The organism is Pseudomonas linyingensis, assembly GCF_900109175.1.
Classification (GTDB): domain Bacteria; phylum Pseudomonadota; class Gammaproteobacteria; order Pseudomonadales; family Pseudomonadaceae; genus Geopseudomonas; species Geopseudomonas linyingensis.
Window position 1 is genome coordinate 273,404 of the sequence record NZ_FNZE01000003.1, and the last position, 22,680, is coordinate 296,083.

Sequence of the window (22,680 nt, forward strand, 5' to 3'; positions counted from 1 at the left end):
AGCGGCTTTGTCATTGTGGAGTTCGCATTCATGAGCGTGGAGACTCGCAAAGAGACCCTGGGTTTTCAGACTGAAGTGAAGCAACTGCTTCAGCTGATGATCCATTCCCTGTATTCGAACAAGGAGATCTTCCTGCGCGAGCTGATCTCTAACGCCTCGGACGCTGCCGACAAGCTGCGCTTCGAGGCGCTGGCCCGTCCCGAGCTGCTCGAGGGCGGCGACCCGCTGAAGATCCGCGTCAGCTTCGACCAGGACGCGCGCACCGTTACTCTCGAAGACAACGGCATCGGCATGAGCCGCGACGAGGTCATCAGCCATCTCGGCACCATCGCCAAGTCCGGCACCGCCGACTTCCTGCAGAACCTCTCCGGTGATCAGAAGAAGGATTCCCAGCTGATCGGCCAGTTCGGCGTCGGCTTCTACTCCGCGTTCATCGTCGCCGACCAGGTCGACGTCTACACTCGTCGCGCCGGCGCCTCGGCCAGCGAGGGCGTGCACTGGAGTTCGAAGGGCGAGGGCGAGTTCGACATCGCCGATATCGACAAGCCCGAGCGCGGTACCCGCATCGTCCTGCATCTCAAGGCCGAAGAGGCGGAGTTCGCCGACGGCTGGCGCCTGCGCAATATCGTCAAGAAATACTCCGACCACATTGGCCTGCCGATCGAACTGCCCAAGCAGCAGTTCGGTGAACAAGAGCAGGCTGCCGAGGTAGAGTGGGAGGTCGTCAACCGCGCCAGCGCGCTGTGGACCTGTCCGCGCAGCGAGATCAAGGACGAGGAATACCAGGAGTTCTACAAGCACGTCGCCCACGACTTCGAGAATCCCTTGGCCTGGAGCCACAACAAGGTCGAGGGCAAGCTTGAGTACACCTCGCTGCTCTACGTGCCGGGGCGTGCACCTTTCGATCTGTACCACCGCGAGGCGCCCAAGGGCCTCAAGCTCTACGTGCAGCGCGTGTTCATCATGGATCAGGCCGACCAGTTCCTGCCGCTGTACCTGCGCTTCATCAAGGGCGTGGTCGATTCCAACGATCTGTCGCTGAACGTATCCCGCGAAATCCTGCAGTCGGGGCCGGTGATCGACTCGATGAAGTCGGCGCTGACCAAGCGCGTGCTGGACATGCTGGAAAAGCTGGCCAAGAACGAGCCTGAACAGTACAAGGCGTTCTGGAAGGCGTTTGGCCAGGTGCTCAAGGAAGGTCCGGCGGAAGACTTCGCCAACAAGGAGAAGATCGCTGGGCTGTTGCGCTTTGCCTCCACCGGCGACGCCAGCGGCGAGCAGAGCGTGGCCCTGGCCGACTATGTCGGTCGCATGCAGGAAGGCCAGGACAAGGTCTACTTCCTCACCGGCGAGAGCTACGCCCAGGTGAAGAACAGCCCGCACCTGGAGATGTTCCGCAAGAAGGGCATCGAAGTGCTGCTGCTCACCGACCGCATCGACGAGTGGCTGATGAGCCACCTCACCGAGTTCGACGGCAAGCAACTGGTCGATATTGCCCGCGGCGACCTGGATCTGGGCAAGCTGGACTCGGAGGAGGATCGCAAGGCTCAGGAGGAGGTGGCCAAGAGCAAGCAAGGGCTGCTCGAGCGCCTCAAGGGTGCGCTGGGCGAGCAGGTCGCCGAGGTGCGCGTGTCCCATCGTCTGACCGAGTCGCCGGCCATTCTGGCCATCGGCGAGCAGGATCTGGGCCTGCAGATGCGCCAGATCCTCGAGGCCAGCGGGCAGAAGGTGCCGGAAGCCAAGCCGATCTTCGAGATCAACCCGCAGCACCCGCTGATCGAGAAGCTGGATGCCGAGGCCGACGAGGAGCGCTTCGCCGATCTGTCGCACATCCTCTTCGACCAGGCCGCGCTGGCCGCTGGCGACAGCCTCAAGGATCCGGCTGCCTACGTGCAGCGCCTGAACAAGCTGCTGGTGGAACTGTCCGCCTGATCGACTGACAGTCGCTTCGCCGAGAATGCCGTTCCCCCCGCGAGGGGGAGCGGCATTGTTGTTTCTGACGCCGGCGTTGGCTCGGGGCTGGTGGGCGGTGCCGGCAGTCCTGCGAGTGTCATTGGTTCGTCATGGAAAAGTCATAGGCTCGCGCCATCTCAACGAGGAGCGCGATATATGCAGTTGTTCAGGATGGCGGGTGTGCTGGCGGCACTGGGGCTGGCTTCCGGTCTGGCCGTGGCCGAGGTGCGGGTCGAGGGGCCGGTCGAGTACGGCGTTTTCGCGACCCCGCTGCGCGACGTGCAGCCGGGCGAGCGGGTGCTGCTGCGCAGCAACCAGCAGGTGCACACGACCACCACGATTCCCGCCCGGCTCGGTACCAAGTTCGGCCTGCGCCTGACCCTGAGCGACAAGCGGGTCGACGATACCCCGCTGACCCTGTTGTACCTCACGCCGGGGGTGGTCACGCCGGACGGCCAGCGTCACGATCGCTTCGAGGTGGTGCAGAAACTGGCCCCCGGTGCGCTGCAGGACGTGATGGCTTTCGAGTTCACCGAGCACCACGAGGTGGTGCCTGGCGAGTGGCACTTCCTGGTGTTCCAGGGTGACCGCAAGCTGGCCGAGCAGCGCTTCGACGTGCGCTGATCGATGCCCGAAACGACAAGGCCCGAAGCGCTGTGCTGCGGGCCTTGTCGTTTCTGCTGCCGGGGTCAGGCCAGCGAGCTTTCCAGACGGGTGCCGTTGACCAGGTTGTCGGCCAGCGGACAGCGCCGCTCGATTTCCGCCAGCACCGCCTGCTTCTCCTCGCGACTAAGGTCGGCGTCGATCTCTACCTTCACCCGCAGCGCCTGGAAACCTGGGCGCACGTCATCGCGGCGACCGAGCAGGCCGTCCGGGTCGTAGTCGGCCTCGATCTCGAACTGCATACCGCGCAGCTCGAACTTGCGCTGGTGGGCGATGAAGCGGCCGATGGTGCCGAAACAGCCGGCCACCGCGGCGAGGATGATTTCCAGCGGGGTCGGGCCGAGATCCTGTCCTGCGGCGTTCTTCGGCTGGTCCATGCGGATCACGTGGTTGCCGGACTCCACGGTTATGGCGAAGGCATGGTCGAGGCTGCCGCTGGCGCGAATGGTCTTCAGAGTCATGTCACTGGTCCTTGCTGGGGATGGTGGCGGATGCCGGTTGGCGTCTGGGCGCCAGTACGTATCCGCCACCACTCTATACCCGGTGGGGTATCTGGGGCGAGAAGGCATGATATGTTCTGACGGGCAGAAACGACAACGGCACCCGAAGGTGCCGTTGTGCGTGGAGCGGGAGCGACTTACTTGCCGGTCCAGCGCTTGAGAACCAGCGTGGCGTTGGTGCCGCCGAAGCCGAAGCTGTTGCTCATCACCGTGTTCAGGGTGACATTCTCACGGGTCTGGGTGACGATCGGCAGATCGGCCACTTCCGGGTCCACTTCCTCGATGTTGGCCGAGCCGGCGATGAAGTTGCCTTCCATCATCAGCAGGGTGTAGATCGCTTCCTGCACGCCGGCGGCGCCCAGCGAGTGGCCGGACAGGCTCTTGGTCGAGCTGATGGCCGGAGCCTTGTCGCCGAACACGGTGCGCACGGCACGGGCTTCCGCCACGTCGCCGACCGGGGTCGAGGTGCCGTGGGTGTTGAGGTAGTCGATCGGGGTGTCGACGGTGGCCAGCGCCTGCTGCATGCAGCGTATCGCGCCTTCGCCGCTCGGGGCGACCATGTCGTAGCCGTCGGAGGTGGCGCCGTAGCCGACGATTTCGGCGTAGATCTTGGCGCCGCGCTTGAGTGCGTGCTCCAGTTCTTCGACCACCACCATGCCGCCGCCGCCGGCGATGACGAAGCCGTCACGCTTGGCGTCATAGGCGCGCGAGGCCTTTTCCGGGGTGTCGTTGTACTGGGTGGACAGGGCGCCCATGGCATCGAACAGGAAGCTCTGACTCCAGTGCTCCTCTTCACCGCCGCCGGCGAAGACCACATCCTGCTTGCCCATCTGGATCTGCTCCATGGCGTTGCCGATGCAATGGGCACTGGTGGCGCAGGCGGAGGAGATTGAGTAGTTGACGCCCTTGATCTTGAACGGGGTGGCCAGGCAGGCGGACACGGTGCTGCCCATGGTACGCGGCACGCGGTACGGGCCGACGCGCTTGACACCCTTCTCGCGCAGGATGTCCATGGCTTCCATCTGGTTGAAGGTGGAAGCGCCACCGGAGCCGGCGATCAGGCCGACGCGGGGGTTGGAGATCTCTTCCTCGCTCAGGCCGGCATCCTTGATCGCCTGCTGCATGGACAGGTAGGCGAAGGCGGCGGCATCACCCATGAAGCGGTAGACCTTGCGGTCGATCAGCGCTTCGAGGTCGAGGTCGACGGAGCCGGAAACCTGGCTGCGCAGCCCCATGTCGGCATAGGACTGATTGAAGCGGATACCTGGGCGGCTGGCGCGCAGGCTGGCGGAAACGGTCTCTTTGTCATTGCCCAGGCAGGACACGATGCCCATCCCGGTGATCACGACGCGGCGCATGCGGGTAACCCTTAGAAGCTGTCAGTGGAAGTGAACAGGCCGACGCGCAGGCCTTCGGCACTGTAGATCTCGCGGCCATCCACGCTCACGGTGCCGTCGGCAATGGCCAGGATCAGCGAGCGGGTGATGGTGCGCTTGATATGGATGTTGTAGGTGACTTTCTTGGCAGTCGGCAAGACCTGACCGAAGAATTTCACTTCGCCCGAGCCCAGGGCGCGGCCGCGGCCGGGGTTGCCCTGCCAGCCGAGGTAGAAGCCGACCAGCTGCCACATGGCATCCAGGCCCAGGCAGCCGGGCATCACCGGGTCGCCCTCGAAGTGGCAGGCGAAGAACCACAGGTCCGGGTTGATGTCGAGCTCGGCAACGATTTCGCCCTTGCCATACTTGCCGCCGGTCTCGCTGATGTGCGCGATGCGATCGATCATCAGCATGTTGGGGGCGGGCAGTTGCGCATTACCCGGGCCGAACAGTTCACCGCGACTGCAGCGCAGCAGTTCTTCCCGAGTGAAGGCGTTTTGTTTTGTCATGCGAGCTCCTCGACGATCCCTGTACCACAGGGGGCAGATCTTTCTGGCCGCGCTCCTCCGGTGGAGGCGTGGCTATGGTCTGGCTATAGACTATGGCCAGTTGATGAAAGTCACAGCCGGAGTCTGGTCATTCTGCGACGAATGGTGCTGTCCAATACTGTGCGGGGTGCAAGCGTGCCGTATTTCAGTGTTTTTCGCCACCCGTCTATGGTCGGTTCTGCACCCAGCGCTGCAGGATGGCGCGCAGATCGGAGCGCTTGAACGGCTTGGCCAGATAGTCGTTCATGCCGGCGGCGAGACAGGTCTCGCGGTCGCCCTGCAGGGCGTTGGCGGTCAGGGCGATGATTGGCGTGTGCCGGTTGGGCCCCTCATGGCTGCGGATCTGCTGGGTGACACTGTAGCCGTCGAGATCGGGCAGGCGACAGTCCATGAGAATCGCCGCGTAGGGCTGCATGTCCGCGGCCTGCGTGGCCTTCCGGCCGGTGCTGACCAGGTCGACGTTGAAGCCCAGGCTGCGCAGGATGGCCTCGATCACCGTCTGGTTGACCGGGTTGTCCTCGACCAGCAGCACCGACTGGCCGCCGCCTTGTTCCAGCTCGCCATCCAACAGGGCCTGCTCGCCCGACAGGCGGTGGCGCCAGGGCAGGGGCAGCTCGAGGGTGAAGGTCGAGCCGTGGCCAAGGGTGCTTTCGGCGTGCAGTCCGCCGCCCATGCGCTCGGCCAGGGTGCGGGCAATCGACAGGCCCAGGCCGGTGCCGCCGTAGCGTCGCGATGTGGAGGTATCGGCCTGTTCGAAGGCATCGAACATGTGCTGCAGGCGCTCGGTGGCAATGCCGATGCCGGTGTCCTTCACGGCGATGGTCAGCCAGAGCATCTGCTGCTGGTCGAGCATCTGCCAGCGCGTGGTGACGGTGATGCGGCCTTCCTCGGTGAACTTCAGCGCGTTGCCGATCAGGTTGACCAGCACCTGGCGCAGGCGCGTGGGGTCGCCGCGCACCTCTATGTTGTCCAGGCCCGGCTGCAGGTCCATGAGCAGCTGCAGTCCACGCTGCTGGGCGCTGGGGCGGAATACCTGGACCGAGCTGGCGATCAGCTCGGGCAGCCTGAACGGGATGTTTTCCAGCTCCAGCGAGCCGCGTTCGATGCGCGAGAAATCGAGGATGTCGTTGATCACCTTGAGCAGGTGTTCGGTCGATTCGGTGGCCAGGGCGGTGTATTCGCTCTGTTCGCTGTTCTGCTCGGTGGTTTCCAGCAGCTGCAGCATGCCCAGTACGCCGTTCATCGGCGTGCGCAGTTCGTGGCTCATCATCGCCAGGAAGTCCGACTTGGCCCGGTTGGCCTTCTCGGCCTCTTCGCGGGCACCGACCAGTTGGGCGATGCTGCGCTGCTGTTCGGTCTGCGCCTGCTCCAGGGCGGCGGCCAGATGGTTGATGTGGCGTGCCAGGTCGCCGATTTCGCCGCCGTCGGTTTCCGGCAGTTTGGTGTGGTAGTCACCGCCCTGGATCGCCTCCACCGCGCGGCCCATGGCGTCGATTGGCTGGATCAGACTGCGCGCCAGTCGATAGGCGAGCAACAGGGTGAGCGTCAGCGCCAGCAATGCCAGCACACTGGCACGCAGCAGGATCTGCTGCTGGCGCTGGCGGAAGGCTTCGTCGGTCATGCCGACCACCACCCGGCCCAGCTGGTCTGCGTTGCTGTCGCCTTGCGGCAGGGGGGGGCTGAGCAGGAAGGGGTCGTCGAGCCTGATCTGCTGGCGGACAATCGCCGCCTGATACACCTCGATGCGGGTATCGCGGCGCCCCAGGGCCTGCTCGACATAGGCGAGCACCTGGTCCTCGCGGTCGCGCACCTCGATGAAGCGCACGTGCGGGGTGTGCAGGCTGGCCTGCAGCAGGCTGTCGAGGATCGGTGCATTGCCGGAGATCACCCCGTACTCGGCGGCCGGGGCCAGCTGGTCGGCAATCAGCTGGCCGGTCTGGGTCAGCTCGGCGTGCAGGTCCTGCAGGCGGGTGTAGGTGAAGTACCCGGTGAGCAGCAGGGTCAGCAGCAGCGCCGGGCCGAGGCTGATGGCCAGGGTCCGGGTGCGGATGTTGCTGTGTCGCCAGCGCAGCATCATTGGTCGCTCTCCCAATCCTGCAGGCGCTGGGCCTGGTCATGGTCGTCGCTCAGCTCGATCCCCAGTGAGCGGGCGACCTGCGCATTGCTGAGGACCTTGAAGTTGTCCGGGTAGGCCTCGCGAGGCCACTGCCCGGGGGGCAGCGCAAGCAGCCGGTCGAGGTCGTCCAGCCAGTCCTGCTGATCGCTGTAGCTGCTGCTCAGGCTGCCGGCGCGGATGAAGGCGGCCGTCGGGCCGATCAGCGCCAGCTTGCGGCTGTAGCTGGCGAGCAGCACGCCCTTGATGCTGCGTGGGTTGTACAGTGCTGGATCGTCAACACCGAGCAGCACGTCGCTCTCGTCGAGCAGACGATTGAGCGGGCGGCTGTCGCCGTTGTCCGGCCAGTACCAGGCACTGATGGCCAGTCCCTGGGCAGCAGCCTGGTGGCGCAGTTCGTTGACCAGGAAGCGGCTGTCGTCGCTGTAGAGCAGGCCGACCCGACGTGCCTGCGGCAGCAGTTGGCGCACCAGGCGCAGCTGCCGCGCGGGCGCGGGGTCGCTCCACAGCAGAGTCAGCAGGGCGGGGCGCTGGTCACCCAGGCGCTTGTGAGCCTGCACCCGGCTGATCTGCATGACCAGGGTTGGCGGTCCGCCGGGGTCGCTCAGACGCCAGTCGAGGGCGGTGGCACCGAGCAGGATCAGCCGGCTGTCGCTGGGCATGGCCGAGGGCGTGCTCAGCTGGCTCGGGTGCATGAACTGCACATGATCATCCGGACGGCGCGCGGCGAGATCGCTCACGAAGCGCTGCAGGGCAGGCGTGTCATGGCTGCTCGCGATGATGATCTCGGCTGCCGGCGCCAGTGGCGCGGTGGCCAGCAGGCAGAGCAGCGCGAGCGTTTTGAAGAGTCTCATCCTTGAGATGCTCGGCATGATTCAGAGTTCGAGTCCGGCGGAGATCCAGAACACGCGGCGCTCGTCGTAGTTGTTGTTCGGCCAGCCGAGGGGTTCGTCGTCGAGGCGCTGCTGCAGCACACCGGCCAGCTCCAGCTGGCCGCTGCCGAGGCGCAGGCGCTTGGCCAGGCGCAGGTCGACGCGTTCGAAACGGTATTGGTTGAGACTGTCGGCGCCATAGTAGAACAGTGAGCTGGACCAGTCATGTCCCCAGTCGCGCAGCCAGCCGGCCGAACCACTGTGGCGCGGCGTGAGACGACGATCGATGCGGTGGGTGGCGTCGAACTCGATATAGGCATAGCCCAGACGCAGCCGATCCTGCAGGCCGAGCCGCCAGTCCAGTTCACCCTCGGCGCCCTTCAGGTGCAGGCGGTTGTCGTTGCTGGGCATGAAGTCGTACACCTTGAGCGGCTCGCTGATCAGATTGTCGATCTCATCGTAGAACAGCTTGAGGTCGAGGCTCAGGCCGAGGTCGGCAAAGCGGCCGTTGTAGCCCAGTTCGCGCGAGCGCATGCGTTCCTGCTCGAGATTGCCGGGGCCATGGGCGCTGGCGAAATAGCGCGCCTGGCTCTGGCCCAGGGCGGCCGGATGGAGGTCGCGGACCGGGTACTGCCAGTCGGCATGGTTCTCGAACATGTCTGGCGAGCGCACCGCCTCGGAGTACACGACGCGCAGGCCGTGGGCCGGGGTGATCAGGTAGTTGAGGGCGAGGCGTGGCGACAGCGACGGGCTGGTCGCGTTGTCGTCCTCGAGCATGGCCCCGCCCTGCAGCAGCCAGTGCGAGTCGATATGCCATTCGAACTGGCTGAACAGGCTCCAGGTATCCCGGCTGCGCCGGCCGTCGAGGTAGACATCCGAGTCGGCGCGGTCATGCTGGTAGCGCAGGCCGCTGACCAGGCGCAGGTTGTCGGACAGGCTGAGGGTGTCCTGGATTTCGAGGTCGAAGCGGCTCTCGCGCACGTCCTCGTTGATCAGGCCGCAGCTGTGGGCCAGCGTGCCCTGGCTTGGGTTGAGGGTGGCGAAGGCCTGTTGCAGGACCCGGGTGGCCAGGGCGACCTGTTCGCTCGTGCCGGCAGGTGGCATGAAGTTGCCCGTTTGCAGGTTCTGGCCCAGTTGCTCGACGTACTGTGGCGACAGCGCCCACAACTGCCCCAGCTCCGGGCTGAAGGCCAGTTGACCTTCGCAGGCCCGCCACTGGCGCAGGCGCTCCCACTGCTGCAGGTTGCCCTGCACGTACAGGCTGTGGCTCGGGTCGAGATCGAGGTTCCAGCGCAGGCTGCCGGCATAGTCGCGGGCGCGCACATCCGAGTCACCATCCTGCTCCCACGGCTGGGCGGCGATCGGGAAGACCGGCTGGTAGTGGTTGTCGATCTGGTTGCTGCCTTCCTTGAGGGCCAGCTGCCAGTCCAGCGACTGGCTGGCATCCAGCTCCTGGCTGACGCGCAGGTTGAGGCGGCTGAGCCGCTGGCCGTCGCGAAAATCGCTGCCGTCCGCCTTGTGGTCGAAGCCGTCGTCCTGCTGCCCCGACAGCGACAGGCGCAGGTCGCCGCCTTGCCAGCCATGGCCATGGCTGGCGTACCAGTCGCTGATCCCGCGCTCGCCCTGGGTCGCCTTCAGGCGCGTGCCATGGCTGTCGCGCGGGGCGCGAGTGAGGATGTTGATCACCGCCATCAGCGCATTGGCGCCATAGCTGACCGTATTGGGGCCGCGGAATACCTCGATGCGCTCGATGTCCTCGATGGCCACCGGAATGTCGTTCCAGTCGACTTGGGCGAAGCCGGCACGGTACACCGAGCGGCCATCGACCAGCACCTGCAGGCGGCGGGCCTGGTTGGCGCTGCTGCCGTGGTAGTTGACGGTTGTGCTGTTGCCATTCTGCGGCACCACCAGCATGCCGGGCACCAGACGCAGCAGTTCGGGCAGGCTGCGCGCACCGCTCGCGCGGATCAGCGCGCTGTCGAGCACGCTGACGCTGCCCGGGACTGCCGCCGGGGCCTGCTGCAGGCGGGTAGCGGTGAGGACCTCGGGCAGCGTCGAGGGGGCCAGGAACAGATCCTCGGCGAGGGCTGCTCCGGTGGTCAGGGCGCCCAGCAAGGGCGCCAGCGATATGCGCAGGGGGACAGCCACTGCCGCACTCCCGATTCGGTTGGGGGCGGCATGTTAACCGAGGCGAGGCCGTTTGCCAGCGTGCAGGTGTCACACCGCACTGGTCGACCGGCGGTCGCTCCGTATAATGCAGCGATTGCCGCCTGGCGGCCCGACATGGATTGATCATGACTGAGCAGCAACCCATAGCCGTGCTCGGCGGCGGCAGCTTCGGTACCGCGCTGGCCAACCTGCTGGCGGAAAACGGCCAGCGCGTCCTCCTGTGGATGCGCGATCCGGCGCAGGCTGCGGCGATTCGCGAGAAGCGTGAGAACCCGCGCTATCTCAAGGGCATCAAGGTGCATGCGGCGGTCGAGCCGGTCACCGAGCTGGCCGCCACCCTGCAGGCCTGCGCGCTGGTGTTTGTCGTGCTGCCGTCCTCGGCGCTGCGCAGCGCGCTGCAGCCGGTGGCCGATCTGCTGGTGGGCAAGCTGCTGGTCAGCACCACCAAGGGCATCGAGGCCGACACCTTCAAGCTGATGAGCCAGATCCTCGAGGAGATCGCCCCGCAGGCGCGCATCGGCGTGCTCTCCGGGCCGAACCTGGCCCGCGAAATCGCCGAGCACGCGCTGACCGCCACGGTGGTCGCCAGCGAGGACGAGGAACTCTGCCAGCGCGTGCAGCAGGCCCTGCACGGGCGCACCTTCCGCGTCTACGCCAGTCGCGACCGTTTCGGCGTCGAGCTGGGCGGCGCGCTGAAGAATGTCTACGCGATCATGTCCGGCATGGCGGCGGCGCTGGGCATGGGCGAGAACACCAAGAGCATGCTGATCACCCGCGCGCTGGCCGAGATGACCCGTTTTGCGGTGACCCTGGGCGCCAACCCGATGACCTTCCTCGGCCTCGCCGGGGTCGGCGACCTGATCGTCACCTGTTCCTCGCCCAAGAGCCGCAACTATCAGGTCGGCTACGCTCTGGGGCAGGGGCTGAGCCTGGAGGCGGCGGTCGAACGCCTTGGCGAGGTAGCCGAGGGGGTCAATACCATCCGCGTGCTCAAGGCGCGTGCCGAGCAGCTCGGCGTGTACATGCCGCTGGTCGCCGGCCTCCACGCCATATTGTTCGAGGGTCGCAGTCTGCAGCAGGTCATCGGCCAGCTGATGTCCGGCGAGCCGAAGACCGACGTCGATTTCATTTCCGCCAACGGTTTCTGAAGGAGAGCGCTACATGTCCGATGTCAAACAGAGTCGCGAAGGTCTGATCCTGCGGGTGCTGTGGATGATCCTGTTCGCACTGGTCTGGCAGGTGGCCGAGCTGGTGCTGCTGGCGCTGGTGCTGGTGCAGCTGGTCTACCGCCTGACCAGTGGTCGACCCCATGTGGGGGCGATGAACTTCGGCGACAGCCTGAGCCAGTACGTGGCGCAGATCGGTCGCTTCGGCTGCTTCCACAGCGACGAGAAGCCCTGGCCGTTCGCCGACTGGCCGACGCCGCGCGAGCCGCAGGGCGAGGGTGCCGAAGCCGTGCGGGCCGCCGCCTGGAGCGCGGCAGCTGCCCCGGCGGCGGCTGCCGCGCCAAGCGCCGCCCCGGTGCAGGACGCCGCTGCTGCCGAGCCAGCCCCGGCCGCGGTCAGCGCGCCCGTGGCGAGCGAAACGACGGTCGAGCCCGCCGCGCAAGACGATTCCGCGGAGAAAGGCAAAGACGAGACTGGTCCGGACGCCACGGCGGAGCCCAAGGCATGAGGCTGTGGCTACTGCGTCACGGCCAGGCCGGCCCCTATGTGCCGACCGGCGATCACCTGCGCGAGCTGACCGAGCGGGGGCGGCGCGAGGCGTTGCATGCCGCCGGGCATCTGCTCGGCGAGCCGCTGGACGCCATCCTGGTCAGCCCCTATGTGCGTGCGCAGCAGACCGCCGAGCTGGTGCACGAAGCGCTGGCGCGGGTGCCGGCGCTGTTCACCAGCGACGGCATCACCCCCGACGATGATCCGCGCGAGGCCCTGCGGCTGCTGGCCGAGCGCCGTGAGCAGAATCTGCTGCTGGTCACGCACCAGCCGCTGGTTGGCGCGCTGGCCGGGCTGCTGGTCTATGGCCACCTGCAACAGCCGCTGCCGTTCAATACCGCGAGTCTGGCGCTGCTCGAGGGCGAGATGCCGCTGGCCGGGCTGATGAATCTGCTCGCCGTGCATCACCCGCCGAGCCACTGCTGAGTAGCCAATGAGCGTCCATATCGAAGAAATCCGCCTGAATCTGCCGCACATCGAGCTGGCGGCGCACCTCTACGGCCCCGAGGACGGCCAGCCGGTGCTGGCCCTGCACGGCTGGCTGGACAACGCCATGAGCTTTGCCCGTCTCGCGCCGCAGCTCGACGGCCTGCGCATCGTCGCCCTCGACCTGGCCGGACACGGCCATTCGGGACACCGTCCCCCCGGCGCCAACTACCCGCTGTGGGACTATGCGCTGGATGCGCTGCTGGTGGCCGAGCAGCTCGGCTGGCAGCGCTTTTCCCTGCTCGGCCATTCCCTGGGCGCGAGTGTCGCGATGCTGCTGGCAGCGGCACTGCCCGAGCGCGTCGAGCGTCTGGCGCTGATCGACGGCCTGTTGCCGTTGACCCACGAGCCGGAGCAGGCGCCGCAGCAGCTGGGCGAGGCGCTCAAGGCCCAGCTGGCCCTGCCCGGCAAGCGCAAGCCGGTGTATGCCAGCGTCGAGCGTGCCGTGGAGGCCCGCCTGCACGGTGGCTATCCGCTCAGCCGCGAGGCGGCCGAACTGCTCGCCAGTCGTGGCCTGATGCCGCAGGCCGGCGGCTACACCTGGCGCAGCGATCCGCGGCTGACCCTGCCATCGCCGCTGCGCATGAGCCGCGCCCACGTCGAGGCCTGTGTCCGTGCTCTGCGCTGCCCGGTCAGTCTGGTGCTGGCCGAGGAGGGCATCCCGGTGCGCCACCCGCAGTCGATGGCACTGATCGAAGACCTGCCGATCACCCTGCATCGCCTGCCTGGTGGCCACCATTTGCACCTGGATGACGAAGCCGGCGCGAGTGCCGTAGCAGACTGTTTCAAACCCCTGTTCGCTGCGCCTTGACTTGCACCGGGCAAGTGCCGAGGCTGGATGCCATTGCACGGGAGAATGCGCATGATCGAGCTGTACAGCACTGCGACCGCCGCGGGTCGGCAGATTTCCAGACTACTCGGTATGGCTGGCCAGGACGGCGCGCGGTGCGCCGGGCGCCCGCAGCAGGCGATCCCGACCCGATGAGGACCAGCATGCGAGGAGCGCTGGGAGCGCTCGCCCTGATGGCCGCGCCGGCCTGGGCCGATGTGCCGGGCAGCAGCGATTTGGAGATCCTGCCGCGGTTTGCCCGCGCCGAGATCGTCGACTATCGGCTGGAGGAAAGCGTCGAGCGACTCTACCCGCAGAGTGCGCTGCGCCGTATCAGCGGCCGTCTGCGCGTGGATGGCGAGATCGATGTGGTCGGGCGTCTGAGCGCGCTGACCTACGAACTGCCGCGCGGGCACGGCAGTAGCGAGGCCTTCGCCCAGGCCCGCGCGGCACTGCTGGCGCAGGGTGCGCGGCCGCTGCACTGGTGCGAGGGGCGCGAATGCGGGGCCAGCAGCCTGTGGGCCAACAATGTGTTCGGCAATGCGCGCCTGTACGGGCCTGACGAGCAGCAGGCCTACCTGCTCCTGCAACTGGCCGCCCCGCGCCAGGACAGCCTGCTGGCGCTCTACGCGATCACCCGCGGCACGCGGCGGGCCTACCTGCACGTCGAGTTGCTGGAGGCCGGCACGCCCCAGGGCGAGCACCTGCCCAATGCCGAGACCCTGCTGCGCCAGCTCAAGGAGGCGGGCGCGCTGGATCTGGCACAGTTGCCGGCCGAGCCGGCCGATCCCTGGCTGGCGCTGCTGGCGCGGGCACTGCGTCTGGATACCGGCGTACGCCTGCTGCTCAGCGGCGAGGCGGCACCGACGTGGCGCGAGGCGCTGATCGAGCGTGGCACCCGCGCCACCCGCCTGGAAAGTACCGCGAGCGAGAGGCCCGGGTTGCGGGTGGAGTGGCTGCATTGATGCGAGGCAGGCTGCTGATGGCTGTTTCGACCCCGCCGGCTGTGCTCGGCGTTCTCAAGCAAGGGATGGCCCGATGATCGAGCATGACCGCCTGCTGGTGCAGATCCTCATGCTGGCGCTGCTCGCCGCCTGCCTGTGGGTGCTGGCGCCGTTCTGGTCGGCGTTGTTCTGGGCGGCGGTGCTGGCCTTTGCCAGCTGGCCGCTGATGCGTGGTCTGACCCACCTGTTGCGCGGGCGCACGAATGTTTCCGCCGGCATCCTGACCCTGGGCTGGATGCTGCTGGTGGCGGTGCCGCTGATCTGGCTGGGCTTCAACCTGGCCGACCATATCCGCTCCGCCATGGCCCTGCTCAAGGACCTGCAGGTGGAGGGCCTGCCTGAGCCGCCAACCTGGCTGGCTGGGGTGCCGCTGTTCGGTGGGCAGCTGGCGGATCTGTGGAATGCCCTCGATGTGCGGGGAGCCGCGCTATTCGCCGGGCTGAAGCCCTACATGGGCGAGGTCGGCAACTGGTTGCTGGCGCGCACTGCGCAGATTGGCGGCGGCGTGCTGGAGCTGGTGCTGAGTCTGGTGCTGGTGTTCTTCTTCTATCGCGATGGCCCGCAGATGGCCGAATATGCGCGCAGCCTGCTGGAGCGTCTGCTGGGAGGGCGCGCCGACCACTATCTGGAGCTGGTCGCCGGGACCGTGCAGCGGGTGGTCAACGGAGTGATCGGTACGGCAGCGGCGCAGGCGGTGCTGGCGCTGATCGGTCTGTTGATCGCCGGCGTGCCGGGCGCGCTGGTGCTGGGCATTCTTACCTTTGCCCTCAGCCTAATCCCCATGGGGCCGCCACTGGTCTGGGGGCCGGCCGCCGCCTGGCTGTTCTGGCAGGGCGACTATGGCATGGGCGTGTTTCTCACCCTCTGGGGGCTGGTGGTCATCAGTGGGGTGGACAACGTGCTCAAGCCCTACCTGATCAGTCGCGGCGGCAACCTGCCGTTGGTGGTGGTGCTGCTTGGCGTGTTCGGCGGCATCCTGGCCTTCGGCTTCATGGGTCTGTTTCTCGGTCCGACCCTGCTGGCGCTCGCCTACAGCCTGATCGGCGACTGGATCGCCGGCCAGCCGCACACCCGACATCAGCCGCCCGCCGCCTGATCAGCGCCCCTGAGGGTGCTCGCGTTCATAGCGCTCCAGCGAGTCGCTGGCGATCAGCCGGCCCAGGGCGATCAGCTCGGGGGCCTTGTAGAACTCGAAGAAACGGCAGACCCGCTTGGGCACGTTGACCAGGATATCCGGTGGATAGCCGGCCATCTTGTACTGCCCCAGCGAGTTCTGCATCACGTCGATGCTCTGGTTGATCAGCTCCAGCAGGCTGTCCGGGGCCCCGTTTTCCACGACATGGATATGGCTGGCCTTGGCCGCGGCGACGCCGTGGGTGGAGCCACCCTCCGTCAGCCCCTCCGTGCCGAGCAGCAGGGCGGGCAGGTCCGCCTCGCCGCGACGGAAAAACGGCAGTCGGGCGCCCAGTGCGCCAATCGAGCCCATCATCTGGTCGAGGCGGTTTTTCAGCGCGGCGGGGCGTTCGATCACCGGCAGTTCGTACTGCACCTGGTTGGTGGCGTTGACGTTGACCGCGACGATCAGGTCGCAGCGGCTGGAGACCACCGGCACGATCGGGATCGGGTTGAGCAGGCCGCCATCGACCAGCACCCGCGAGCCCTGTACCACCGGGGTGAACAGGCTGGGAATGGCCGCCGAGGCGCGCATGGCCTGATGCAGGCAGCCTTCCTGGAACCAGACCTCCTGCTGGTTGGTCAGGTCGGTAGCCACGGCCGTGTAGGGGATCGGCAGGTCCTCGATGTTGATTTCGCCGAGAAAGGCGCGAATCCGCCCGAAGATCCGTTCGCCGCGAATCGCCCCCAGCGAGAAGCTGACGTCGAGCAGACGCAGCACGTCCAGATAGTCCAGGGTTTCCACCCAGCGCCGGTACACCGGCAGCTTGCCGGCGGCATAGATGCCACCGATAACTGCGCCCATCGAGCTGCCGGCGATGCAGGCGATCTCGTAGCCGCGCGCCTCCAGTTCCTCGATCACGCCGATATGTGCATAGCCCCGTGCTCCGCCGGAGCCGAGCACCAGTGCGACACGCTTGCCCATGATGATTCCCCCATCTTCTGCAGGACCGGTGCAGCCACGGTGCCACTCGACACCGCGCAGCTCATTGCCGGTCTCTTGTTTTTCAGTATGGCCCCGATCTCGATGGCAGGTCTTGCTCTGTGGTGTTTGGTAGAATCGCCGCCATCGCGAATGACCCCCGGAGTGTCTGCATGACCGTCCCCTCGAGCGAACCGATCCGCCTCACCCAGTACAGCCACGGCGCCGGCTGTGGCTGCAAGATTTCCCCCAAGGTACTGGAGGTGATCCTCGCCGGCAGTGGCGCACAGAACCTCGACCCCAAGCTGTGGGTCGGCAATGCCTCGCGCGACGACGCGGCAGTCTATGCCATCGACGAGGAGCGCGGCGTGGTTTCCACCACCGACTTCTTCATGCCGATCGTCGACGATCCCTTCGATTTCGGCCGCATCGCCGCCACCAACGCCATCAGCGACATCTACGCCATGGGCGGCGACCCGCTGATGGCCATCGCCATCCTCGGCTGGCCGGTCAACGTGCTGGCGCCGGAAGTCGCCCGCGAAGTGATCCGCGGCGGTCGCTCGGTGTGCGACGAGGCGGGCATCCCGCTGGCCGGTGGGCATTCCATCGACGCTCCCGAGCCGATCTTCGGCCTGGCGGTGACCGGCATCGTCGACAAGCGCTTCATGAAACGCAACGACACCGCCACGCAAGGCTGCAAGCTGTACCTGTCCAAGCCGCTGGGCATCGGCATCCTCACCACCGCCGAGAAGAAGGGCAAGCTGCGCGCCGAGGACGTGGGTGTGGCCCGCGACTGGATGTGCACGCTCAACAAGCCGGGAGCCCGCTTCGGCAAGCTGGCCGCGGTCAAGGCGATGACCGACGTCACCGGCTTCGGCCTGCTCGGCCACCTGGTGGAGATGGCCGACGGCAGCGGCCTGACCGCGCGCATCGACTACTCTGCGGTGCCGCGCATCGCCGGCGTCGACTACTACCTCGACCAAGGCTGCGTGCCCGGCGGCACCCTGCGCAATTTCGACAGCTATGGCGACAGCATCGCGCCGCTGCCGGAAGCGCAGAAGCTGCTGCTCTGCGATCCGCAGACCAGCGGTGGCCTGCTGGTCGCGGTGGAGCCGGCTGGCGAGGCCGAGTTCCTCGCCCTGGCCGCCGAGCTGGGTCTTGCGCTGGCGCCGATCGGCGAACTGGTGGCCCGACAGAACCACGCGGTAGAGGTGCTCTGATGCGTGCCAACAGTGCCCACTACCGCGACATCTTTCTCGACGACCTGCCGCTGATGGACGTGCGCGCCCCGGTGGAATACACCAAGGGTGCCTTCCCGCACACGGTCAACCTGCCGCTGATGAACGACAGCGAGCGGCAGAAGGTCGGTACCTGCTACAAGCAGCACGGCCAGGACGCCGCCATCGAGCTGGGTCACCAGCTGGTGACCGGCCCGCTCAAGGCCGAGCGCATCGAAGCCTGGGCGACCTTCGCTCGCGCCAACCCCAACGGCTACCTGTACTGCTTCCGCGGCGGCCTGCGCTCGCAGATCACCCAGCAGTGGCTGAAGGAAGAGGCCGGCATCGAGTATCCGCGGGTGATCGGCGGCTACAAGGCGCTGCGCAACTTCCTCATCGACACCACAGAGGCGGCGGTCACTGAGTGCGACTTCGTCATCGTTGGCGGCCTCACCGGCACCGGCAAGACCGAGGTGCTGGCGCAACTGGACAATCCCCTCGATCTGGAAGGCCTCGCCAACCATCGCGGCTCCAGCTTCGGCAAGCACGCCACGCCGCAGCCGGGACAGATCGACTTCGAGAACCTGCTGGCCATTGACCTGCTGAAGAAGCGCGCCGCCGGCATCCAGCAGTTCGTCCTCGAGGACGAGAGCCGCCTGATCGGCAGCTGCTCGCTGCCGCTGCCGTTGCACCAGGGCATGCAGCAGTACCCGCTGGTATGGCTGGAAGACAGTCTGGAAGGCCGCATCGAGCGCATCCTCGGCGACTACGTGATCGACCTCTCCGCCGAGTTCATCGCCCTCCACGGCGCGGACCGGGGCTTGGCCGCCTTCGCCGAGCGCCTGCAGCAGAGCCTCAGGAACATCATCAAGCGCCTGGGCGGCGAGCGCTACCAGCGTCTGGCCGCGATCATGGACGAGGCGCTGGCCGAGCAGCAGCGCAGTGGCGCGGTCGACCTGCACCGCGGCTGGATCGAGGGCCTGCTCGGCGAGTACTACGATCCGATGTACGCCTACCAGCGCGAGAGCAAGGCGGCGCGCATCGAGTTCAGCGGCGACCAGCGGGCGGTGGTGGAGTATCTGCGCCAGCGGGCGGCCAATCGTCGCTGAGGTGCGTGCCCGGCCCTGCGCCTGGCTTCCGGGCCGTCGACTAGACTTGCTGGAATTCCCGCATAAGGAGCATCAACGATGAAGACCTGGATCGTGCTGCCGGTGCTGGCGCTGGGCCTGACCCTGGCCGGCTGCGCCGGCAAGACGCAGAACCGCGACGGCTGCGCCTATCAGCTGGATGCGGCGTGGCAGGAGTTGGATCTCGCCAAGGCCGAAGGCTTTGCCGGTACGGTCAGCTACTCCAAGGCCCTGTCGCTGATCACTGCAGCCAAGACCCAGCAGCAGTTCGAGGCCTACGATGGCTGCGTGAAAAAGGCCGAGCGGGCGCGCTACTACATCCGCGAGTCGCGCGCCGGGCGCTGAGGCCGCAGCGGGCTCAGCAGTTGGTGGCCGGGGTGCAGCGGTCGGACCCGGCCGCCGCCAAGTCGCTCTTCAGCTGCTCGTAGCCGCCGGCGTCGACGACTTGGGTGTAGCCCAGCTCGAGCAGCGTCTGCCGGGCGATCTCCGAGCGGCGGCCACTGCGGCAGTAGAGCACGATGGGCGTGTCCTTGGCGGGAGCGACGCTGGCGATGACGTCGCCAATGCGGTAGTGGGGGATCAGCTGGGCGCCTTGCAGGTGGCCGGCGGCGAACTCATCGCTGCTGCGCACGTCGATCAGGACATGCGAGCCGCTCTGGATCGCCGCGAGGATTTGCGGAGGGGTTTCCGCCTGACAGGCAGTCAGCGGCAGGATCAGGCCCAGGGCAAGTAGCAGACGGCGCATCCCAACACTCCTCAAGACATCTTTTCATACCCTAACAGAGCCGGCTATGGCCGTCGCTGCGGCGCAGTGGCGCGTGCCTGCCGTCAGTCGGCGAGCACCTTGCGCCCGGCCATATGGCGCAGGTAAGCCAGCAGGTGGTCCAGCTGCGCCTCGCTCAATGCGGACTCGCTGAAGCCCGGCATGCGCGCCTGCGGCCAGTGGCGCAGGGCCTGCGGATCGCGGATGTAGCGGCGCAGCAGGTCGGCGCGCAAATACTCGGTGGGGTTGTAGGGCAGGTTGAGATCCGGGCCGAAGGCCGCATCGCCCTGCTTGTTCAGGCGGTGGCAGGCCAGGCAGTGCTTCTGGAACTGGGCGAAGCCGAGGTTGACCGGATCGTCCGCCGCCAGCGCCGGGTCCGGGCGCAGGGCGGGAAAGCGCTCGGCCACCGACGCCAGCACGCGCAGGCGCACCATGCGAAACGGCCACTGCTCGGGGCCGATCTGCTCCGCTTCGGGATGGGTCCACACCAGATAGAAGGGGCCGGCGCTCCTGCCGGCCTTGCTCAGCGGCGGCCAGGGCGCCGCCGGGTCTTCCACCGCCAGCCAGGCGCGGGAGCCCGGCGCGTCGAGCAGGGTGGCGGCCGGCAGCTCGGCGGCAAAACCATCGTCGGCCACCGCCTGCAGGTGATCGTCCGGCTTCACTCCCGGCAGCAGTTCGGCCAGCGGCAGGGCGCGGTAGCGCATGGCGCGCTTGTAGGACACGTCGGCGGGAATCTCCAGCGCGCGGCTGGCCGGATGGGCGAGCAGTTCGGCGCTGCTGTAGCGACGGCTGCCGTCGGCCAGTTCCACCAGCAGTTCGGCGGCGCCGGCCAGCGGCGAGAGCAGGGCGAGCAGAAGCGGCAGGGCGCGCATGGGCAGGTGTTCCGGGTGGAGGCTGGGCGCGAAACCTTAGCAAAGTTGGCAGGGCGCGTCCCGGCCGCGTAGCATCGCCATCTTTGTCGCAAGGAAAGGTCATGCTGGCCGAGTTGTTCGCCGTGATGGCGCCGGTGCTGATTGTCGCCGGTATCGGATACGCCTGGGCACGCTCAGGGCAGCCCTATCCCACCGATTTCGTCGCCCGCCTGGTCCTGAATGTCGGTACCCCCTGCCTGGTGCTGTCCACGCTCAGCCGTACCGAGGTCGATGCCCAAGCCTTCGGCCAGATGGCGCTGGCCTGTGTACTGGTGTCGGCGCTGATGGGCCTGATCGGCGTCGTCCTGAGTCGGGCCATGGATCAGGACTGGAAGGTGCTGGTGCCGGCCTACCTGTTCCCCAACACCGGCAACATGGGCCTGCCGATCAGCCTGTACGCCTTCGGCGAAGCCGGGCTGGCGCTGGCGGTGGCCTTCTTCCTGATGCTCTCGGTCGGCCATTTCACCCTCGGCATGATCCTCTCCGGCGCCGAGCGCTCCTGGCGCAAGCTGCTGGTCAACCCGATCATTCTCAGCCTGTGTGCGGCGCTGGCGGTGATGCTGCTGGATCTGGAGCTGCCGCGCTGGCTGGCCAATACCGTCAACCTGCTGGGCGGGGTGAGCATTCCGCTGATGCTGATCACCCTCGGCGTGTCGCTGGCGAGCATCCGTGTGCGGCACATCGGCCAGGGCGTGCTGCTCGGCGCGTTGCGGATCTTCTGCGGGGCGGGGGTGGGCTGGCTGATCGGGCTGGCGCTGGATCTGCAGCCGCTAGCGCATGGGGTGCTGGTGATGCAGTCTGCGATGCCGGTAGCTGTGTTCAACTACCTGTTCGCCGTGCGCGCCAATCGCTCGCCGGAGGCGGTGGCGAGTCTGGTGCTGTGTTCGACGTTGCTGTCCTTCGTCTTTCTGCCGCTGCTGCTGGTTTGGTGGCTGCCAGCCTGACGCGGGGTGGCCGGGGAGGCTTCAGCCGACCAGGCGAGTCAGGTTGGGCAACAGCAGGAGCAGGGTTACGGCAACGACGGCCAGCGTGGCCTGCCGCCATTTGGAGGTGAACTTGATCATTGTCCGGGCCTTTTATTGTTGTTGGCCTGTTTAAGGGGCTGTCTGGCAGCAAACTACCTGCAATTCGCGCAAGTGCAGAGTGGATTCAATATTGAACACTCTACAATTCGTATCGTTACAAAGTTAGATGTTTTCGCCGCAAAAAGTTTCCTGAGCACGAAGCTCCGCTCTAGCCCAGTGGCGGCAATCCCCAGCCAAGGCTCATTGCAGAGCCTTGGCATGCGGCTCGAGCGACGCACGATGCGCCTTGACCATTCGTCGGATGCTTGCCTGCAGGGCTTGAGCAGGTGGCAGCCAGCATGCCCATGACCTCGGAGGACCGTTGCTTCCGGGTGGCGCTGCTGACGCATCTGCGAGCATTAAGGATAGCACAGGCGGCACCGTCAGTTTTTTGACCGGTGCGCAAACCTGTGCAGGGGGTGTCTGTGAGGGGGCTGACAGCGGCGGGGCTCGATCGTGGCTCGGCAAGCGTTTATGGCTAGCGCAGGCCCGCCGCGGCCAGCAGCGCCGGGATCACCTGTTCGTTCGCGCCGACCCCCGTATTCGCCAGCCGTGCCGCGGCCACCGCGCCGATCACCAGGATCGCCGGGCTTTTCAGCGCGAAGGCGGCGGCATCCTGCTGCATGGCGGCGAGGCTGCTGCGGCACTCGCGTTGCTGGGGCAGGGAGGCGTTCTCGATCATCGCCACCGGCGTGTCGCTGCGCATGCCGCCGGCCAGCAGGCCGTCGCGGATGTCGGCCAGCTTGGCGACGCCCATGTAGACCACCAGGGTGGTGCCGCTCTGCGCCAGCGCCGGCCAGTTCAGGCTGCTGTCGTCCTGGGTGTGGGCGGTGACCAGGGTCACGCCGCGGGCCACGCCGCGCAGGGTCAGCGGGATGCCACACTGGGTGGCGCCGGCCAGCCCGGCGGTGATGCCGTTGACGATCTCGGTGGCGACGCCGCGCTCGGCCAGCCAGTCGGCTTCCTCGCTGCCGCGGCCGAAGATGCACGGATCGCCGCCCTTCAGGCGCGCCACGCACTTGCCCTGGCGGGCGTAGCGCAGCATCAGGCGGTGGATGAACTCCTGCGGCGTGGAGCGGCAGCCGCCGCGCTTGCCGACGCCGATCACCCGCGCCTGCGGGCAGTGTTCGAGCACCGCCGGGTTGACCAGGTCGTCGATCATCACCACCTCGGCCTCGCCCAGGGCACGCACGGCCTTGAGGGTCAGCAGTTCCGGATCGCCCGGGCCAGCACCGATCAGCCAGACTTTTGCGCTCATGTTCACCACCTCTTGTA

The 22,680-nt window shown here is 66.9% G+C and carries 21 protein-coding genes and 1 pseudogene; 12 read left to right on the forward strand and 10 right to left on the reverse strand.

Annotation, left to right across the window (positions count from 1 at the left end; genetic code table 11):
- The first annotated feature begins 30 nt into the window (after positions 1 to 30).
- A complete protein-coding gene (gene htpG, locus BMZ19_RS05535; protein WP_090308075.1) occupies positions 31 to 1,932 on the forward strand; it encodes a molecular chaperone HtpG in 1,902 nt (633 codons plus the stop codon).
- 177 nt (positions 1,933 to 2,109) lie between these two features.
- Positions 2,110 to 2,577: a DUF3859 domain-containing protein gene (locus BMZ19_RS05540; RefSeq protein WP_090308078.1), complete on the forward strand. Its 468-nt coding sequence runs from the start codon at positions 2,110 to 2,112 to the stop codon at positions 2,575 to 2,577.
- A 65-nt stretch (positions 2,578 to 2,642) separates the two neighbouring features.
- Here the strand turns inward: BMZ19_RS05540 and BMZ19_RS05545 are convergent, their stop codons facing one another.
- The 6 genes from BMZ19_RS05545 to BMZ19_RS05570 all read right to left on the reverse strand — a co-directional run bounded on the left by BMZ19_RS05545 (position 2,643) and on the right by BMZ19_RS05570 (position 10,173).
- On the reverse strand, positions 2,643 to 3,077 hold the full coding sequence (locus BMZ19_RS05545) for an OsmC family protein (RefSeq protein ID WP_090308080.1): 435 nt from the start codon (positions 3,075 to 3,077) through the stop codon (positions 2,643 to 2,645).
- 176 nt (positions 3,078 to 3,253) lie between these two features.
- A complete protein-coding gene (fabB, locus tag BMZ19_RS05550) occupies positions 3,254 to 4,474 on the reverse strand; it encodes a beta-ketoacyl-ACP synthase I (protein ID WP_090308083.1) in 1,221 nt (406 codons plus the stop codon).
- 11 nt (positions 4,475 to 4,485) lie between these two features.
- The gene (fabA, locus tag BMZ19_RS05555; protein WP_090308085.1) at positions 4,486 to 5,001 is read right to left on the reverse strand and encodes a 3-hydroxyacyl-[acyl-carrier-protein] dehydratase FabA; all 516 of its coding nucleotides are present in this window, start codon (positions 4,999 to 5,001) and stop codon (positions 4,486 to 4,488) included.
- A gap of 205 nt (positions 5,002 to 5,206) precedes the next feature.
- Complete coding sequence (locus BMZ19_RS05560; RefSeq protein ID WP_425287159.1) at positions 5,207 to 7,111, reverse strand: ATP-binding protein; 1,905 nt, start codon at positions 7,109 to 7,111, stop codon at positions 5,207 to 5,209.
- Positions 7,112 to 7,113: 2 nt separating this feature from the next.
- Positions 7,114 to 8,007, reverse strand: coding sequence for an ABC transporter substrate-binding protein (locus BMZ19_RS05565; RefSeq protein ID WP_090308091.1), 894 nt, complete (start codon positions 8,005 to 8,007; stop codon positions 7,114 to 7,116).
- Between the two features lie 21 nt (positions 8,008 to 8,028).
- A complete protein-coding gene (locus tag BMZ19_RS05570; protein WP_090308094.1) occupies positions 8,029 to 10,173 on the reverse strand; it encodes a TonB-dependent receptor plug domain-containing protein in 2,145 nt (714 codons plus the stop codon).
- Positions 10,174 to 10,319: 146 nt separating this feature from the next.
- On the opposite strand from BMZ19_RS05570, the gene BMZ19_RS05575 reads away from it, so the two are divergent.
- From BMZ19_RS05575 to BMZ19_RS05600, 6 genes and pseudogenes are all read left to right on the forward strand, one after another.
- Positions 10,320 to 11,342, forward strand: a complete 1,023-nt coding sequence (locus BMZ19_RS05575) for an NAD(P)H-dependent glycerol-3-phosphate dehydrogenase (RefSeq protein ID WP_090308097.1) — start codon at positions 10,320 to 10,322, stop codon at positions 11,340 to 11,342.
- Between the two features lie 13 nt (positions 11,343 to 11,355).
- A pseudogene (locus BMZ19_RS22605) lies at positions 11,356 to 11,661 on the forward strand (DUF4389 domain-containing protein); the annotation flags it as partial.
- A gap of 203 nt (positions 11,662 to 11,864) precedes the next feature.
- Entirely contained in the window at positions 11,865 to 12,335 is a 471-nt protein-coding gene (sixA, locus tag BMZ19_RS05585) for a phosphohistidine phosphatase SixA (RefSeq protein ID WP_090308100.1), read from the forward strand.
- A gap of 7 nt (positions 12,336 to 12,342) precedes the next feature.
- On the forward strand, positions 12,343 to 13,206 hold the full coding sequence (locus BMZ19_RS05590; RefSeq protein ID WP_090308102.1) for an alpha/beta hydrolase: 864 nt from the start codon (positions 12,343 to 12,345) through the stop codon (positions 13,204 to 13,206).
- Positions 13,207 to 13,388: 182 nt separating this feature from the next.
- A complete protein-coding gene (locus BMZ19_RS05595; RefSeq protein WP_244517105.1) occupies positions 13,389 to 14,189 on the forward strand; it encodes a DUF4892 domain-containing protein in 801 nt (266 codons plus the stop codon).
- Between the two features lie 73 nt (positions 14,190 to 14,262).
- Positions 14,263 to 15,324, forward strand: a complete 1,062-nt coding sequence (locus BMZ19_RS05600) for an AI-2E family transporter (RefSeq protein WP_090308109.1) — start codon at positions 14,263 to 14,265, stop codon at positions 15,322 to 15,324.
- On the opposite strand, the gene BMZ19_RS05605 is transcribed toward BMZ19_RS05600, so the two are convergent.
- Positions 15,325 to 16,326 (reverse strand): patatin-like phospholipase family protein, encoded by a 1,002-nt coding sequence (locus BMZ19_RS05605; protein ID WP_090308112.1) that lies wholly within the window; start codon positions 16,324 to 16,326, stop codon positions 15,325 to 15,327.
- A gap of 170 nt (positions 16,327 to 16,496) precedes the next feature.
- Between BMZ19_RS05605 and selD the strand changes: the two genes are divergently transcribed.
- The 3 genes from selD (at position 16,497) to BMZ19_RS05620 (ending at position 19,012) form a co-directional block, all read left to right on the forward strand.
- Positions 16,497 to 17,543: a selenide, water dikinase SelD gene (selD, locus tag BMZ19_RS05610; RefSeq protein WP_090308114.1), complete on the forward strand. Its 1,047-nt coding sequence runs from the start codon at positions 16,497 to 16,499 to the stop codon at positions 17,541 to 17,543.
- Positions 17,543 to 18,649, forward strand: a complete 1,107-nt coding sequence (mnmH, locus tag BMZ19_RS05615; RefSeq protein ID WP_090308116.1) for a tRNA 2-selenouridine(34) synthase MnmH — start codon at positions 17,543 to 17,545, stop codon at positions 18,647 to 18,649. The genes selD and mnmH overlap by 1 nt, the downstream gene beginning before the upstream one ends.
- A gap of 78 nt (positions 18,650 to 18,727) precedes the next feature.
- Entirely contained in the window at positions 18,728 to 19,012 is a 285-nt protein-coding gene (locus BMZ19_RS05620; protein WP_090308118.1) for a hypothetical protein, read from the forward strand.
- A gap of 13 nt (positions 19,013 to 19,025) precedes the next feature.
- On the opposite strand, the gene BMZ19_RS05625 is transcribed toward BMZ19_RS05620, so the two are convergent.
- Complete coding sequence (locus tag BMZ19_RS05625) at positions 19,026 to 19,412, reverse strand: rhodanese-like domain-containing protein (RefSeq protein ID WP_090308121.1); 387 nt, start codon at positions 19,410 to 19,412, stop codon at positions 19,026 to 19,028.
- A gap of 83 nt (positions 19,413 to 19,495) precedes the next feature.
- Positions 19,496 to 20,302 carry a cytochrome c gene (locus BMZ19_RS05630; RefSeq protein ID WP_090308123.1) on the reverse strand — a complete coding sequence of 269 codons (807 nt, stop codon included), beginning with the start codon at positions 20,300 to 20,302 and terminating at the stop codon, positions 19,496 to 19,498.
- Positions 20,303 to 20,403: 101 nt separating this feature from the next.
- Between BMZ19_RS05630 and BMZ19_RS05635 the strand changes: the two genes are divergently transcribed.
- The gene (locus BMZ19_RS05635) at positions 20,404 to 21,285 is read left to right on the forward strand and encodes an AEC family transporter (protein WP_090308125.1); all 882 of its coding nucleotides are present in this window, start codon (positions 20,404 to 20,406) and stop codon (positions 21,283 to 21,285) included.
- 598 nt (positions 21,286 to 21,883) lie between these two features.
- On the opposite strand, the gene cobA is transcribed toward BMZ19_RS05635, so the two are convergent.
- Entirely contained in the window at positions 21,884 to 22,663 is a 780-nt protein-coding gene (gene cobA, locus BMZ19_RS05640) for a uroporphyrinogen-III C-methyltransferase (protein WP_090308128.1), read from the reverse strand.
- Positions 22,664 to 22,680: the final 17 nt, after the last annotated feature.